Genomic DNA, 14,391 nt, shown 5'->3' with positions numbered 1-14,391 from the left:
TCTTTTAATAAAAGACACAGGATCACGGCGATGAAAACACGAAAAATTGGACTGGCTAACTACCTGGCCTACGGCGCGGGCGATTTTCTCGGCGCCGGCACGACAGCACTAACTGCCGCATGGCTACTCTACTTTTACACGACCTTCTGCGGACTGACCCCAATTGAGGCCACGCTTATTTTTGCTGCTGCCCGCGTGCTGGATGCGGTGGTGAGCCCGCTGATGGGCTTTCTCACCGATAACTTCGGCACCACCTGGCTCGGAAAGCGCTTCGGCCGCAGAAAATTCTTTATTCTGCTCGGCATTCCGTGCGTATTCAGCTATTCAGCGATGTGGGTCGGCGAGATGGGCTTCTGGTACTACCTCGTCACCTATCTGCTGTTTGATATGGTTTACACCATGATTCTGGTGCCCTACGAAACGCTGGTGCCAGAGATGACCGATGACTTTAAACAGAAAACCAAATTTTCCGGCGCGCGCATCTCGATGGCGCAAATGTCGGCGATTTTAGCCTCCTTTCTGCCGGGGATCCTCCTCACCTGGCTCGGGAAAGACAATGCCAGCTCATTCTTTTATGCCAGTCTGGTGTTCTCGGTCCTGTGCGCGGTGATGCTGACCTTCGTCTGGTGCTTCACGTGGGAACGGCCGCGTGAGGCGTGGTCAGAGGCGGCGCTGCGGGCGGAAGCGGAAAAACAAAACTTAACCCTCGCTCAGAGCCTCAATCGCCTGGTGATTGAGCTAAGCTCCACGCTGCGGATAAAAATTTTCCGCCAGCACCTCGGCATGTATCTGGGGGGCTATATCGCCCAGGACGTCTTCAATGCCGTGTTTACCTACTACGTGGTCTTTGTCCTGATGCAGGAAGCCTCTGTCGCCTCGAATCTGCTCGGGACGATGGCCATCTTCCAGTTTATTGCGGTGATCGCCATGATCCCGTTGTGCATTCGCTTTGGCCCCGCGCCGTCCTACCGCATGGTGGTGGTCCTGTTTGGCCTGAGCTCGCTCTCGTATGCGCTGCTCTATTACGCCGGACTGAGCGACGTCTATTCCTTACTGCTGCTCATCTCTGCTGTCGCCGGACTGGGACGCGGCGGGATTAACTACGTACCGTGGAATACCTACACCTATATTGCCGACGTCGACGAGGCGATCACCGGCCAGCGCCGCGAAGGAATTTTTGCCGGCATCATGACGCTGACCCGCAAAGCCTCGCAGGCGGGGGCGGTCATGCTGGTGGGTATCATCATGCAGCTGTCAGGGTTTGTCTCCGGGCAAAAAATACAACCGCCAGGCGTGAGCCATACCATTTTACTGATCCTCAGCGTCGGCACCCTGGTGGTGTTAGCCTGCGGCTTCCTCGTCTCGCTACGCTTCAAGCTCAACCTGCACACCCACAGCATCCTGCGCAGTGAAACCCTCAGAATGCGCGATCTCGGCTGTGCCCAGCCGGAACAGACCATTGCAGAACACCGCGCGGTGGTCGAGATGCTGGCGGGGATGCCTTACGACTGCCTGTGGGGCAATAACAATATTGGCTATCTGAATCGTCATAAACCTGCTGCCCCGGGGCTCACCCAGGGCGGCGCTTTGAATTCGACATACACCCGAGGTTAACAACATGAAAGTTTGGCCAGTCAAACATAGCCCATTACTGTGTCAGCCTGAGCGTTTTATCGCCCGCAGCGAACTGCAGGCACTGATCCGCAACGTGACGCAAAACCTGGTGAACATTAAGGATGAGAGCGGGCAATTTTTACTGCGCCTCGATGACGGGCGCGTGATCGATACCAAAGGCTGGGCCGGCTGGGAGTGGACCCACGGCGTTGGGCTGTACGGCATCTATCAGTATTATCAGCAAACCGGCGATATCGAGATGCGCGATATCATCGACCGCTGGTTTGCCGACCGCTTCGCCGAGGGGGCAACGACCAAAAACGTCAATACGATGGCCCCGTTCCTGACCCTGGCATACCGCTTTGAAGAGACCGGCCGGATGGCGTATCTGCCGTGGCTGGAGAGCTGGGCGGAGTGGGCGATGCATGAGATGCCGCGCACCGAGCAGGGCGGCATGCAGCACATGACCCTGGCGGAGGAGAACCATCAGCAAATGTGGGATGACACGCTGATGATGACCGTGCTGCCGTTAGCCAAAATTGGCAAGCTGCTTCACCGCCCACAGTATGTGGAGGAGGCGACCTACCAGTTCCTGCTCCATGTGCAGAACCTGATGGACCGGGAGACCGGGCTGTGGTTTCACGGCTGGAACTATGAGGGACGGCACAACTTTGCCCGGGCGCGCTGGGCGCGGGGCAACAGCTGGCTCACCATGGTGATCCCGGATTTTCTGGAGCTGGTGGATCTCCCCGAGGGGAACGCGGTACGGCGTTATCTGATGACGGTACTCGACGCACAGATTGCCGCCTTAGCAAAATGCCAGGACGACAGCGGCCTGTGGCATACCCTGCTGGACGATCCGCACTCTTATCTTGAGGCCTCCGCGACCGCCGGCTTTGCCTACGGCATTCTCAAAGCGGTGCGCAAGCGTTACGTCGGGCAGCACTATGCCGGGGTGGCTGAAAAAGCAATTCGCGGGATTGTGCAGAATATTTCGCCGCAGGGGGAGCTGCTGCAGACCTCGTTTGGCACCGGAATGGGGGCAGACCTTGATTTTTATCGCCAGATCCCGCTTACCTCGATGCCCTATGGCCAGGCGATGGCGATCCTTTGTCTGACGGAGTATCTGCGCAAGTATTTCTGAGCAGGGGGCCCCGCTGACGGGGCGCTGAATAAAACTAACCCGGCTTTCGCCGGGTTGTTTGTTACATACGCTCTACGGTTTCGATACCCAGGGTATCGAGACCCAGCTTGAGGGTTTTCGCCGTCAGCAGCGCCAGCTTCAGGCGGCTGTTGCGGGTCTCTTCGCTTTCCGCGCTGAGGATCGGGCAATGCTCGTAGAAGCCGGAGAATAGCCCCGCCAGATCGTACAGGTAGGCGCACATCACGTGCGGCGTCCCTTCGCGAGCGACCACGGAGAGGGTCTCTTCAAACTGCAACAGGCGCGCGGCCAGCTGGGCTTCGCGATCTTCGGCGATGACCACCGGCGCATCGATCATCGCGTTTTCGTCGATGCCGGCTTTGCGGAACACGGAGAGCACGCGGGTATAGGCATACTGCATATACGGCGCGGTGTTGCCTTCGAACGCCAGCATATTATCCCAGTCAAAAACGTAATCGGTGGTGCGGTTTTTCGACAGATCGGCATATTTCACCGCGCCGATACCGACCACTTTCGCCAGATTTTCCAGCTCGTCAGCCGACATGTCCGGGTTTTTCTCCGCTACCAGGCGACGGGCGCGCTCCAGCGCTTCGTCCAGCAGATCGGCCAGCTTCACGGTACCGCCGGCGCGGGTTTTAAACGGCTTGCCGTCTTTCCCCAGCATCATACCGAACATATGGTGCTCCAGCGGCACAGAGTCCGGCACGTAGCCTGCTTTACGCACGATGGTCCACGCCTGCATCAGGTGCTGGTGCTGACGAGAGTCGATGTAATAGAGCACGCGGTCGGCGTGCAGCGTTTCATAGCGATACTTTGCGCAGGCGATATCGGTGGTGGTGTAAAGGTAGCCGCCATCCTTTTTCTGGATGATGACGCCCATCGGTTCGCCTTCCTTGTTTTTGTACTCATCAAGGAACACCACGGTGGCGCCTTCGCTCTCGACGGCCAGCCCTTTGGCTTTCAGATCGGCGACGATCCCCGGCAGCATCGGGTTGTACAGGCTCTCACCCATTACGTCATCGCGGGTCAGCGTCACATTCAGGCGATCGTAGGTGATCTGGTTTTGCGACATGGTGATGTCGACCAGCTTACGCCACATCTGCAGGAAGTACTGATCGCCGCCCTGCAGTTTAACCACGTAGCTACGTGCGCGCTCGGCAAAGGCTTCGTCTTCATCGTAGTGCTTTTTCGCTTCGCGATAGAAACCTTCGAGGTCGGCCAGGGCCATCTCACCGGCGTTTTCCTGCTGCTGTTTTTCCAGATACGCGATCAGCATACCGAACTGGGTGCCCCAGTCGCCGACGTGGTTGGCGCGGATCACCTTATGACCCAGGAACTCCAGGGTACGGACTGAAGCATCGCCAATGATGGTCGAACGCAGATGGCCAACGTGCATCTCTTTCGCTACGTTGGGTGCCGAGTAGTCGACGACGATAGTCTGCGCCTGCGGTTTCGTGACGCCCAGGCGCTCAGACTGCAGCGCGCGGTTGACGTTGTCCGCCAGAAAAGCAGGATCGAGGAAAATATTGATAAAGCCCGGCCCGGCGATTTCAACCTTGTTGGCAATGCCGTTGAGGTCAAGATGAGACAGTACCTGCTCTGCAAGTTGTCGCGGCGCCATGCCCAGTTTTTTGGCGACAGCCATCACGCCGTTGGCCTGATAGTCACCGAACTGAACTTTTGCTGACTGGCGGACCTGAGGTTCGCAATCGGCAGGCGCGCCTGCCGCGATCAGGGCCTGGCTGACTTTTTCTGAGAGAAGAGCCTGAATATTCACCGGAATACCTTACGTGTAATGCGCCTGCCCCCGAGGGAGGCAGCGCCATAATGTGGACAAATTAGGGCGGGAGTATACTGCATTTGTCCCCGTCCGTCAGCATTGCGCGCGGCGCGGCGGCGTGCGCAATCCATCGCCGTTCAGTTGCCCATCAGCAGGGCGGCGGTTGGTCCGCAGACCGAAACACGGTAAATTACCTTTTCATTACTGACGAGCATCATTGACGAGCAAACCCATGGCAAACTGGCAGCAAATTGAACAACTGGCCGATATTACGGCGGATCTCCCGCGATTTTCCGATGCGCTTCAGCGCTTCACTGCGCGACTGGGACTGGAGATCGCCGGGCTCGACGCCGACCATATCTCCCTGCGCTGTCATCAGAATACCACTGCGGAACGCTGGCGCCGCGGTCTGGAACAGTGCGGAACCCTGCTGTCGGAGAATATGATCAACGGCCGGCCCATTTGCCTGTTCAAGCTGGCGGAGCCGGTCTGCGTGGCGCACTGGCGCTTCCATATCATTGAGCTGCCGTGGCCGGGTGAAAAGCGTTATCCCCATGAAGGATGGGAGCATATTGAAATTGTCCTGCCTGGCGATCCGGCAACCTTAAATGCCCGCGCGCTGGCGCTGCTGGCCGATGATGGACTCAGCCAGCCGGGGATCGTCGTCAAAACCAGCTCGCCGAAAGGGCAGCATGAGCGTCTGCCGAATCCCACCCTGGCGGTGACCGACGGCAGCGTGACGGTGAAATTTCATCCGTGGTCGATTGAACAAATCGTCGCCAGCGAGCAAGCTGATACGTAACAGTGTGAAGCCGCGCGGCGTCTGCCGCGTGAAATCATGACATGCTGCAAAGGTTGTCTGGATCAGGGAGAGAGGAATGGCGGTACTGGAAGTGTGTTGCTACAGCATGGCGTGCGCTCGGGAGGCTGAGCGCTGCGGCGCCGATCGTATTGAACTCTGCGCCGCGCCGCAGGAAGGGGGATTAACACCCTCTTATGGGGTGCTGGTCTCGGTCCGCGAGGCGATTACCCTCCCGGTGCATCCGATCGTTCGCCCGCGCGGCGGCGATTTCTGCTACACCGAAGAGGAGTTCGCCGCGATGCTTAGCGATATCTGCATGGTGCGGGAGCTCGGCTTTCCCGGGGTGGTGACCGGCGTACTGAATGCCGATGGCCAGGTCGATATCCCGCGGATGAAAAAAATAATGGCCGCGGCCGGGCCGCTGGCGGTGACCTTTCATCGCGCGTTCGATCTGTGTGCCGACCCGCGTCAGGCCTGGAAGACGCTGGGTGAGCTGGGGGTTAAACGTATCCTGACTTCCGGTCAGCAATCCTCGGCGGAGAAAGGTATTTCATTAATTACGGAACTTATTGCCGCAGGGGATACTCCAATCATTATGGCCGGTGCGGGAGTGCGCGCCGCGAACTTGCCGCTGTTGCTGCAGGCGGGGGTGAAAGAGGTTCATAGCTCTGCAGGCCAGTGGTTGCCATCGGAGATGCGCTTTCGTCATCCAGGCGTTTCGATGTCAGCCGATCCCGATGCGGACGAATACAGGCGCTACGCCGTCAATGGCGAAGCGGTGGCGGAGATGAAAGGGATTATCTCCGCCTGGAGAAGTTAAATGGTTTTTTGCTGCACATCATGTCGCCCAATATGATGATTGCCCGTACCAGGCCCCTGCCCATTAAACAGGGGCCTTTTTTTATCTCGCTTTTTTTGCCAGCGACTGCTGCGTTTCCGGTTTGGTGGCGATAATCACCGCGCGCAGCGGAGCCGGATACCCCTCCACGGTTTTGCGCTGATCCTGCGGGTCGAGGAAATCGGCCAGCGATTCACTGGTCATCCATTCGGTGCGCCGCTGCTCATCGGTCGAGGTGACGCAGGCATCGACGATGCGCACATCGATAAACCCACACTTCTCCAGCCACATTTTCAGGGCCGCCGCCGAGGGAATAAAATAGACGTTGCGCATCTGCGCATAGCGGTCGCCCGGAACCAGCACCGTATTTTCATCCCCTTCGACCACCAGCGTCTCCAGCACCAGCTCGCCTCCCGGCGCCAGCTGATCTTTCAGCTGCCACAGATGGTCCAGCGGCGAGCGGCGATGGTAGAGCACGCCCATCGAGAACACGGTGTCGAAGGCCTCCAGCGCCGGCAGCTGCTCGATGCCCAGCGGCAGGAGATGCGCCCGCTGGTCGTTGCCGAGCAGCTTACGCACCGCTTCAAACTGGCACAGGAACAGCTGGGTGGGATCGATGCCGACCGCCAGATGCGCGCCGGCGCCGATCATTCGCCACATGTGATAGCCGCTGCCGCAGCCCACGTCGAGGATAGTCCGCCCGGTAAGATCGGACAGGTGCGGCAGGACGCGCTCCCATTTCCAGTCGGAACGCCATTCGGTATCGATATTAATGCCGTACAGCGAATAAGGCCCTTTGCGCCACGGCATCAGGTTTTTAAGCAGGTTTTCTACCCGCAGCTGATGACCTTCGCTGAGCGGCGTTTCGCTCTCGGCGGTGACGCTGTGCAGGAGATCCAGACGCCACGGCGTTAATTCCGGAAGAAACTCAACGGCGCGCTCCCATTCGCGAAACTTGCCGTGCAGGGCCTCGCGCTGCCAGGCGGCTACCTGAGCTGGCAAGGTTTCCAGCCAGTGAGATAGCGGGCTTTTGGCGATCAGCTGATAGAAATTACTGAAGTCGATCATGCCTGCTCCCCGGATTTTACTGCCACCAGCGAGCCAAAGTTAAAGCACTGGAACCACAGTTCGGCATGTTCAAACCCAGCCTGACGCAGGCGGGCTTTATGGGTTTCCACGGAGTCCGTCAGCATCACATTTTCCAGCATGCTGCGTTTCTGGCTGATCTCCAGCTCGCTGTAGCCGTTCGCGCGTTTAAAATCATGATGCATATTGAACAGCAGCTCGCCGACGTGGGCGTCTTCGAAGCTGAATTTCTCCGAGAGCACCAGCGCGCCGCCCGGATTAAGCCCCTGATAGACTTTATTGAGGATCGCCTGGCGATCGCCCGGCTCAAGGAACTGAATGGTAAAGTTCAGGATCACCAGCGAGGCGTTTTCAATGGCCACATCGCGGATATCCCCTTCAATGACCTCGACCGGCGTCGGCGCTTTATAGGCGTCAATATGGCGACGGCAGCGCTCTACCATCGCGGGAGAGTTGTCGATGGCGATAATGCGACAGCCCGGATGACTAATATTGCGGCGCACAGAGAGGGTGGCGGCGCCCAGCGAACAGCCAAGATCGTAAACCTGGGTGTTGGGCTGAACGAAGCGCTCGGCCAGCATGCCGATCATCGAGATGATATTGGAATAGCCGGGCACAGAGCGCTGGATCATATCCGGGAAGACTTCAGCAACCCGTTCATCAAAGGTCCAGTCGCCGAGGCTGGCAATCGGCGCGGAAAAAAGCGTATCGCGGTGAGACATAACGTTAAACCCGAAAAAACGAAAACGGCGTATTGTGCGCTAACGGAGGGAGAAAACCAACTCCCAGGGCATATACCAGAGGTTGGCCAGCACCATCAGCAACAAGGCGCACCAGGTGGCGCTCATGCCGGAGCGGCGCCAGTGGTAGACGCGGTGATGAAAACCCCAGGAGTGCATCAGTCGCCCGACAATCAATAAAATGCCGCAAACGTGCACCATCCAGGTCTGGGCGCCGTTCATCTCCATAAATAACAGCAAAATGAGGCCAATCGGCACATATTCGACGGCATTACCGTGAACGCGGATGGCGACCTGTAGCTCGCTAAAGCCGCCGTCACCGTAGCCTACATGGTATTGGGTGCGTAACCGCACCACGTCGAACGAGAACTTCACTAACAATAACGCACCTAAAACGGCATACAGCGCGCTGACCATACGAAAACTCCCTTTAACTCTGGCAGATGGCTCCGATTATGATAGCAGGATATCAGAAAAGGGAGGATTGCTGCGGAATCGACGGCGCATTTCCTGCCGCCGGCAGGGCGGTGCGCAGATCGCTCCACAGCGTATCGACCAGCGTCGGCGCGTAAGCAATGTCTGGGGTATGCAGGAACAGCCACGGGGTGCCAGACTGATGCCACTTCGGCAGGGTCTGCAGCCAGACGCGAAACAGTTCCCGGTTGTGGGCCATATCGTCACCGCCGATAAAGCGCACCATCGGCTGCCGGGCGGTCATCACCGCATGTACCGGCACTTTGGGTTTCTTTTTCTGCGCGTCGATCATCGCCGGACTGGTGGCCGCAGCGCTGTGGACCGGGCGGCTGTCGAGGATCACACGGTTAACGTTGCGCTCGTGCAGCCCGCGGTTGAGCTGCTGTTCCGCTTCGCCTTTGGCGAAGAATTCGGGGTGACGAACCTCGACGCCGTAGGTGAAATCCTTCGGCAGCCCGTCGAGAAATTGCCATAGCGCGGGGAGATCGCGAGGACCGAAGGTCGCCGGCAGCTGCAGCCAGTACTGGCCGATGCGCGAGGCCAGCGGCGCCAGGCGGGCAAAAAATTCACTGCTTAAATCGTCGCAATGACGCAGGGCGGCCTGGTGCGAGATGGTGGCCGGGAATTTAAAGCAGAAGCGGAAGTCATCATGGGTTTGTTCATACCAGCGGGTGACTATCTCCGGCTTCGGCAGCGCATACAGGGTAGTGTTGCCCTCCACGCAGTTAAAGTGGCGGGCGTACTCTTCAAGGCTGGTGATGCCAAGGCGCACCCATTTCGGGTGCGACCACTGGGGAAGCCCAATATAAATCATAGCGCGGCGAGGATCTCCTCGGTGCTGCGCACCCGACCGATGCGCGGGAAAATATGCGTCATGCTGCCCTGATGCTGCTCGGCGGAGGCGGCGCTGCAGGCATCTTCGGCGATGACCAGGTTAAAACCCAGCTCCCAGGCGTTGCGGGCGGTGGATTCGACGCCGATGTTGGTGGAGATACCGCAGAGAATAATGGTGTCGATACCGCGGCGGCGCAGCTGAAGCTCAAGGTCGGTGCCATAGAACGCGCCCCACTGGCGTTTGGTCACTTCGATATCGCTCTCCTGCTTACCCAGCGTGGCCGGGTAGGTCCACCAGTTTTCAGGCAGCGTATGCGCCCCGGCCTGAGCGTCGACAGGCTGTTTCAGCGCTTCGGCGAAATCGGGCGACCAGCCGACGCGGACCATGATGACCGGTGAACCCTGTTGTCGACACTTGTCTGCCAGGCGAGCGGCGCGCGCCACCACCTCGTCAGCCCGATGTGGTCCGCCGGCGAAAGGCAGAATGCCTTCCTGCAGATCGATCACCACCAGCGCCGTTTTTTTTGCATTGAGTTCTAACATGGTATCCCCGTATCTTCTTCTGTTGTCAGGCGGCTACAATACCTGCGCGGCTTCAGCAAAAGGGTAACAAATATTGTTAATTTATGTGAGTGTAGACGTTAAGCGCGCAGCAAAGCAGCGTACATCGTGCGTCGGACTTATCGAACGACAGAATTTCCAGTATAATAGCCGCCTTTTTTCATTCAGTTGTGACATCAGCTAAAGCTGCGACCTCGTCGCCTGCAGGGCAGACGACAATCCGCCGACGGCTAAGTTAAGGGATATCTCATGCGTACAGAATATTGCGGACAGCTTCGACAGTCCCACGTTGGGCAGCAGGTGACTCTGTGTGGTTGGGTCAACCGCCGTCGCGATCTCGGTAGCCTCATTTTTATCGATATGCGCGACCGCGAAGGCATCGTTCAGGTGTTTTTCGACCCGGATCGTGCGGATGCGTTGAAATTAGCCTCTGAACTGCGTAATGAGTTCTGCATTCAGGTCACTGGCACCGTCCGCGCGCGTGAAGAGAAAAACATCAACGCGGACATGGCCACCGGCGCCATCGAAGTGCTGGCCTCCGATCTGACGATCATTAACCGCTCAGAATCGCTGCCGCTGGACTCCAATCACGTCAACACCGAAGAAGCGCGTCTGAAATACCGCTACCTCGACCTGCGTCGTCCGGAAATGGCGCAGCGTCTGAAAACCCGCGCGAAAATCACCAGCTTTGTGCGCCGCTTTATGGACGACCATGGCTTCCTCGACATCGAAACTCCGATGCTGACCAAAGCCACCCCGGAAGGCGCTCGCGATTACCTCGTGCCTTCCCGCGTGCATAAAGGCAAATTCTACGCGCTGCCGCAGTCTCCGCAGCTGTTCAAACAGCTGCTGATGATGTCCGGGTTCGATCGCTATTATCAGATCGTTAAATGTTTCCGCGATGAAGACCTGCGTGCCGACCGTCAGCCTGAATTTACCCAGATCGATGTGGAAACCTCCTTTATGACCGCGCCGCAGGTGCGTGAGATCATGGAAGCAATGGTGCGTCAGCTGTGGCTGGAAATTAAAGGCGTCGACCTGGGTGATTTCCCGATCATGACCTTCGCCGAAGCCGAACGTCGTTATGGCTCCGATAAACCGGATCTGCGTAACCCGATGGAGCTGGTGGACGTCGCCGACCTGCTGAAGTCCGTGGAATTCGCGGTCTTTGCCGGCCCGGCCAACGATCCGAAAGGGCGCGTGGCGGCGCTGCGCGTCCCGGGCGGTGCCTCTCTGACCCGCAAGCTGATTGACGAATACGGCAACTTTGTGAAGATCTACGGCGCGAAGGGACTGGCCTATATTAAAGTGACCGAGCGTGCGAAAGGCATGGACGGGATCAACAGCCCGGTGGCGAAATTCCTGACCGCTGAGATCGTGGAAGCGATCCTCGAACGCACCGGCGCGCAGGACGGCGATATGATCTTCTTCGGCGCCGACAACAAGAAAGTGGTGGCGGACGCGCTGGGCGCGCTGCGTCTGAAGCTCGGTAAAGACCTGAGCCTGACTGACGAGAGCAAATGGGCGCCGCTGTGGGTGATCGACTTCCCGATGTTCGAAGACGACGGCGAAGGCGGCCTGACGGCGATGCACCATCCGTTCACTTCGCCAAAAGATATGACCGCGAACGAGCTGAAAGCTGCGCCGGAAGAGGCCGTAGCGAACGCCTATGATATGGTCATTAACGGTTATGAAGTCGGCGGCGGTTCTGTTCGTATTCACCGTGGCGACATGCAGCAGACCGTATTTGGTATTCTGGGCATTAATGAACAAGAGCAGCGTGAAAAATTCGGCTTCCTGCTGGATGCGCTGAAATACGGTACGCCGCCGCACGCGGGTCTGGCGTTCGGTCTTGACCGTCTGACCATGCTGCTGACCGGTACCGATAACATCCGCGACGTTATCGCCTTCCCGAAAACCACCGCCGCGGCCTGTCTGATGACCGAAGCGCCAAGCTTCGCCAATCCGGCTGCGCTCGGTGAACTGGGTATTCAGGTTGTGGAGAAAGAGGCGAAAGCGTCTCTGGAGAACAAGTAATATGTCATTTAAGCTGCCCGTTTCGGTGCTGGTGGTGATTTACGCCGAAGATACGAAACGGGTGCTGATGTTACAGCGGCGCGACGATCCCGCGTTCTGGCAGTCGGTGACCGGCAGCCTGGAAGCAGGAGAGACCGCGCTGCAGGCCGCCGCGCGTGAAGTAAAGGAAGAGGTCGCCATTGATGTTGCCTGCGAGCAACTGACCTTAATTGACTGTCAGCGCACGGTGGAGTTCGAGATATTTTCTCATTTGCGTCATCGCTATGCGCCGGGTGTAGAGCGCAATACAGAATTCTGGTTCTGTCTTGCGCTGCCTCATGAGCGGGAGATTACCTTCACCGAACATCTGGCCTACCGCTGGGTCAGCGCGACGGAAGCCGCTGCGCTGACCAAGTCGTGGAGCAACCGGCAGGCGATTGAAGAATTTGTAATTAACGCCGCCTGAAAGGGCGCGCTTTTTGGAGAATTTTTTATGGCAGGTCATAGTAAATGGGCCAACACCAAACACCGCAAAGCGGCACAGGATGCTAAACGCGGTAAAATCTTTACGAAAATCATTCGCGAGCTGGTGACTGCGGCGCGTCTGGGCGGCGGCGATCCGGCTTCCAACCCGCGCCTGCGTGCGGCCGTTGATAAAGCGCTGTCTAACAACATGACGCGCGACACCCTGAACCGCGCCATCGCGCGCGGCGTCGGCGGTGATGAAGACGCGAACATGGAAACCATCATTTACGAAGGCTATGGCCCTGGCGGTACCGCGGTAATGGTGGAATGTCTGTCCGACAACCGTAACCGTACCGTTGCGGAAGTGCGTCACGCTTTCACCAAAACCGGTGGTAACCTCGGTACCGACGGCTCCGTGTCCTACCTGTTCAGCAAGAAAGGCGTCATCTCCTTCGAGAAAGGCGATGAAGACACCATTATGGAAGCGGCGCTGGAAGCTGGCGCAGAAGACGTGGTGACCTATGACGACGGCGCCATCGACGTCTACACCGCGTGGGAAGAGATGGGTGCCGTGCGCGACGCGCTGGAAGCCGCTGGCCTGAAAGCCGACGCTGCCGAAGTCTCGATGATCCCGTCCACCAAAGCGGATATGGATGCCGAGACGGCGCCGAAGCTGCTGCGTCTGATCGATATGCTGGAAGACTGCGACGACGTGCAGGAAGTGTACCATAACGGCGAGATCTCCGACGAGGTCGCGGCCACCCTGTGATGCAGTCGCATCCACGGTTAACCGGAGGCGCGTGATGGCTATTATTCTCGGCATTGACCCGGGGTCGCGCGTCACCGGTTATGGCGTGATCCGCCAGGTTGGACGGCAGTTGAGCTACCTTGGCAGCGGATGCATCCGCACCAAAGTGGACGATCTGCCGTCGCGGCTGAAGCTGATCTACGCCGGGGTGACGGAAATCATCACCCAGTTTCAGCCCGACTATTTCGCCATTGAGCAGGTCTTTATGGCGAAGAACGCCGATTCGGCGTTAAAGCTTGGGCAGGCGCGGGGAGTGGCGATCGTTGCAGCGACCAATCAGTCGCTGCCGGTGTTTGAATACGCCGCCCGTCAGGTCAAGCAGACCGTTGTCGGGATCGGCAGCGCCGAAAAGAGCCAGGTTCAGCACATGGTGCGCACCTTGCTCAAACTGCCTGCCAATCCGCAAGCGGATGCGGCGGATGCGCTGGCGATTGCCATCACCCATTGCCATATCAGCCAGAATGTTGCTCAGGTCAGCGAGACCCGGCTCAATCTGGCGCGAGGGCGCTTACGATAATCGCAAATCAGGCTGGATATCTATCCAGCCTTTTTTTATGATACCGCCAGATACTTAGACCATAACGCAGGAGCCCCACGTGATAGGCAGACTCAGAGGCATCATTCTCGAAAAACAACCCCCGCTGGTGTTGCTGGAAACGGCGGGCGTCGGCTATGAAGTGCATATGCCAATGACCTGCTTCTATGAGCTGCCGGAGGCCGGTCAGGAGGCGATAGTCTTTACCCACTTTGTGGTGCGTGAAGATGCCCAGCTGCTGTATGGTTTTAACAACAAACAGGAACGTACGCTGTTTAAAGAGCTGATTAAAACCAACGGTGTGGGGCCAAAGCTGGCGCTGGCGATCCTCTCCGGCATGTCGGCGCAGCAGTTCGTCAATGCCGTTGAGCGGGAAGAAGTCGCCTCGCTGGTGAAGCTGCCGGGGATTGGCAAAAAAACCGCAGAACGCCTGATCGTCGAGATGAAAGACCGCTTCAAAGGGCTGCACGGCGACCTGTTCACTCCGGCGGCCGATCTGGTGCTGACCTCGCCGGCAGGCCCGACGGCAGATGATGCCGAACAGGAAGCGGTTGCCGCGCTGGTCGCGCTGGGCTATAAACCGCAGGAGGCCAGCCGGATGGTAAGCAAGATTGCCCGTCCGGACGCCAACAGTGAAACGCTAATCCGCGAAGCGCTGCGCGCCGCGTTGTGAGGT

Annotated in this window: 15 protein-coding genes; 9 read left to right on the top strand and 6 right to left on the bottom strand. The window is 58.2% G+C overall.

Annotation, left to right across the window (positions count from 1 at the left end; all coding sequences use genetic code 11):
- The first annotated feature begins 30 nt into the window (after positions 1-30).
- Both NKJ21_RS12400 and NKJ21_RS12395 read left to right on the top strand, forming a co-directional pair.
- Positions 31-1,614: an MFS transporter gene (locus NKJ21_RS12400; RefSeq protein ID WP_012541243.1), complete on the top strand. Its 1,584-nt coding sequence runs from the start codon at positions 31-33 to the stop codon at positions 1,612-1,614.
- Positions 1,615-1,618: 4 nt separating this feature from the next.
- The gene (locus NKJ21_RS12395) at positions 1,619-2,758 is read left to right on the top strand and encodes a glycoside hydrolase family 105 protein (protein WP_032730728.1); all 1,140 of its coding nucleotides are present in this window, start codon (positions 1,619-1,621) and stop codon (positions 2,756-2,758) included.
- A gap of 61 nt (positions 2,759-2,819) precedes the next feature.
- Here NKJ21_RS12395 and argS read toward each other — a convergent pair whose 3' ends face one another.
- Complete coding sequence (gene argS / locus NKJ21_RS12390) at positions 2,820-4,553, bottom strand: arginine--tRNA ligase (RefSeq protein ID WP_023297883.1); 1,734 nt, start codon at positions 4,551-4,553, stop codon at positions 2,820-2,822.
- Positions 4,554-4,788: 235 nt separating this feature from the next.
- On the opposite strand from argS, the gene NKJ21_RS12385 reads away from it, so the two are divergent.
- Complete coding sequence (locus NKJ21_RS12385; protein WP_008804239.1) at positions 4,789-5,358, top strand: VOC family protein; 570 nt, start codon at positions 4,789-4,791, stop codon at positions 5,356-5,358.
- Positions 5,359-5,434: 76 nt separating this feature from the next.
- On the top strand, positions 5,435-6,178 hold the full coding sequence (cutC, locus tag NKJ21_RS12380) for a copper homeostasis protein CutC (protein WP_008804240.1): 744 nt from the start codon (positions 5,435-5,437) through the stop codon (positions 6,176-6,178).
- Positions 6,179-6,259: 81 nt separating this feature from the next.
- On the opposite strand, the gene cmoB is transcribed toward cutC, so the two are convergent.
- From cmoB to NKJ21_RS12355, 5 genes are read right to left on the bottom strand one after another with little or no spacing between them, the layout of a single operon-like run.
- Positions 6,260-7,264: a tRNA 5-methoxyuridine(34)/uridine 5-oxyacetic acid(34) synthase CmoB gene (gene cmoB / locus NKJ21_RS12375; RefSeq protein ID WP_008804241.1), complete on the bottom strand. Its 1,005-nt coding sequence runs from the start codon at positions 7,262-7,264 to the stop codon at positions 6,260-6,262.
- Entirely contained in the window at positions 7,261-8,004 is a 744-nt protein-coding gene (gene cmoA / locus NKJ21_RS12370) for a carboxy-S-adenosyl-L-methionine synthase CmoA (protein WP_008804242.1), read from the bottom strand. Before cmoA ends, cmoB begins: the two co-directional genes overlap by 4 nt.
- 39 nt (positions 8,005-8,043) lie before the next feature.
- Positions 8,044-8,439, bottom strand: a complete 396-nt coding sequence (locus NKJ21_RS12365; protein ID WP_008804243.1) for an MAPEG family protein — start codon at positions 8,437-8,439, stop codon at positions 8,044-8,046.
- A 52-nt stretch (positions 8,440-8,491) separates the two neighbouring features.
- Positions 8,492-9,310 (bottom strand): DUF72 domain-containing protein, encoded by an 819-nt coding sequence (locus tag NKJ21_RS12360; RefSeq protein WP_012541247.1) that lies wholly within the window; start codon positions 9,308-9,310, stop codon positions 8,492-8,494.
- Positions 9,307-9,873, bottom strand: a complete 567-nt coding sequence (locus NKJ21_RS12355; RefSeq protein ID WP_110199320.1) for a hydrolase — start codon at positions 9,871-9,873, stop codon at positions 9,307-9,309. The genes NKJ21_RS12360 and NKJ21_RS12355 overlap by 4 nt, the downstream gene beginning before the upstream one ends.
- A gap of 267 nt (positions 9,874-10,140) precedes the next feature.
- On the opposite strand from NKJ21_RS12355, the gene aspS reads away from it, so the two are divergent.
- The 5 genes from aspS to ruvA all read left to right on the top strand — a co-directional run bounded on the left by aspS (position 10,141) and on the right by ruvA (position 14,388).
- Entirely contained in the window at positions 10,141-11,928 is a 1,788-nt protein-coding gene (gene aspS, locus NKJ21_RS12350; protein ID WP_008804246.1) for an aspartate--tRNA ligase, read from the top strand.
- A 1-nt stretch (position 11,929) separates the two neighbouring features.
- Complete coding sequence (nudB, locus tag NKJ21_RS12345) at positions 11,930-12,373, top strand: dihydroneopterin triphosphate diphosphatase (RefSeq protein ID WP_002911477.1); 444 nt, start codon at positions 11,930-11,932, stop codon at positions 12,371-12,373.
- 27 nt (positions 12,374-12,400) lie between these two features.
- Positions 12,401-13,141 carry a YebC/PmpR family DNA-binding transcriptional regulator gene (locus NKJ21_RS12340; protein ID WP_002911459.1) on the top strand — a complete coding sequence of 247 codons (741 nt, stop codon included), beginning with the start codon at positions 12,401-12,403 and terminating at the stop codon, positions 13,139-13,141.
- 34 nt (positions 13,142-13,175) lie between these two features.
- Positions 13,176-13,697 carry a crossover junction endodeoxyribonuclease RuvC gene (gene ruvC / locus NKJ21_RS12335; RefSeq protein WP_008804247.1) on the top strand — a complete coding sequence of 174 codons (522 nt, stop codon included), beginning with the start codon at positions 13,176-13,178 and terminating at the stop codon, positions 13,695-13,697.
- Between the two features lie 79 nt (positions 13,698-13,776).
- Positions 13,777-14,388 (top strand): Holliday junction branch migration protein RuvA, encoded by a 612-nt coding sequence (gene ruvA / locus NKJ21_RS12330; RefSeq protein ID WP_002911454.1) that lies wholly within the window; start codon positions 13,777-13,779, stop codon positions 14,386-14,388.
- Positions 14,389-14,391: the final 3 nt, after the last annotated feature.

Origin of the sequence: Klebsiella sp. SWET4 (genome assembly GCF_024296565.1) — a bacterium.
GTDB lineage: Bacteria > Pseudomonadota > Gammaproteobacteria > Enterobacterales > Enterobacteriaceae > Klebsiella > Klebsiella variicola.
This window is presented reverse-complemented; position numbering and strand designations above follow the sequence as displayed.

Excerpts from the sequence above, each read along its gene's own strand:
- NKJ21_RS12400 (WP_012541243.1), top strand. The coding sequence starts at position 31 with ATGAAAACACGAAAAATTGGACTGGCTAACTACCTGGCCTACGGCGCG.
- NKJ21_RS12395 (WP_032730728.1), top strand. The coding sequence starts at position 1,619 with ATGAAAGTTTGGCCAGTCAAACATAGCCCATTACTGTGTCAGCCTGAG.
- NKJ21_RS12385 (WP_008804239.1), top strand. The coding sequence starts at position 4,789 with ATGGCAAACTGGCAGCAAATTGAACAACTGGCCGATATTACGGCGGAT.
- cutC (WP_008804240.1), top strand. The coding sequence starts at position 5,435 with ATGGCGGTACTGGAAGTGTGTTGCTACAGCATGGCGTGCGCTCGGGAG.
- cmoB (WP_008804241.1), bottom strand. The coding sequence starts at position 7,264 with ATGATCGACTTCAGTAATTTCTATCAGCTGATCGCCAAAAGCCCGCTA.
- cmoA (WP_008804242.1), bottom strand. The coding sequence starts at position 8,004 with ATGTCTCACCGCGATACGCTTTTTTCCGCGCCGATTGCCAGCCTCGGC.
- NKJ21_RS12365 (WP_008804243.1), bottom strand. The coding sequence starts at position 8,439 with ATGGTCAGCGCGCTGTATGCCGTTTTAGGTGCGTTATTGTTAGTGAAG.
- NKJ21_RS12360 (WP_012541247.1), bottom strand. The coding sequence starts at position 9,310 with ATGATTTATATTGGGCTTCCCCAGTGGTCGCACCCGAAATGGGTGCGC.
- NKJ21_RS12355 (WP_110199320.1), bottom strand. The coding sequence starts at position 9,873 with ATGTTAGAACTCAATGCAAAAAAAACGGCGCTGGTGGTGATCGATCTG.
- aspS (WP_008804246.1), top strand. The coding sequence starts at position 10,141 with ATGCGTACAGAATATTGCGGACAGCTTCGACAGTCCCACGTTGGGCAG.
- nudB (WP_002911477.1), top strand. The coding sequence starts at position 11,930 with ATGTCATTTAAGCTGCCCGTTTCGGTGCTGGTGGTGATTTACGCCGAA.
- NKJ21_RS12340 (WP_002911459.1), top strand. The coding sequence starts at position 12,401 with ATGGCAGGTCATAGTAAATGGGCCAACACCAAACACCGCAAAGCGGCA.
- ruvC (WP_008804247.1), top strand. The coding sequence starts at position 13,176 with ATGGCTATTATTCTCGGCATTGACCCGGGGTCGCGCGTCACCGGTTAT.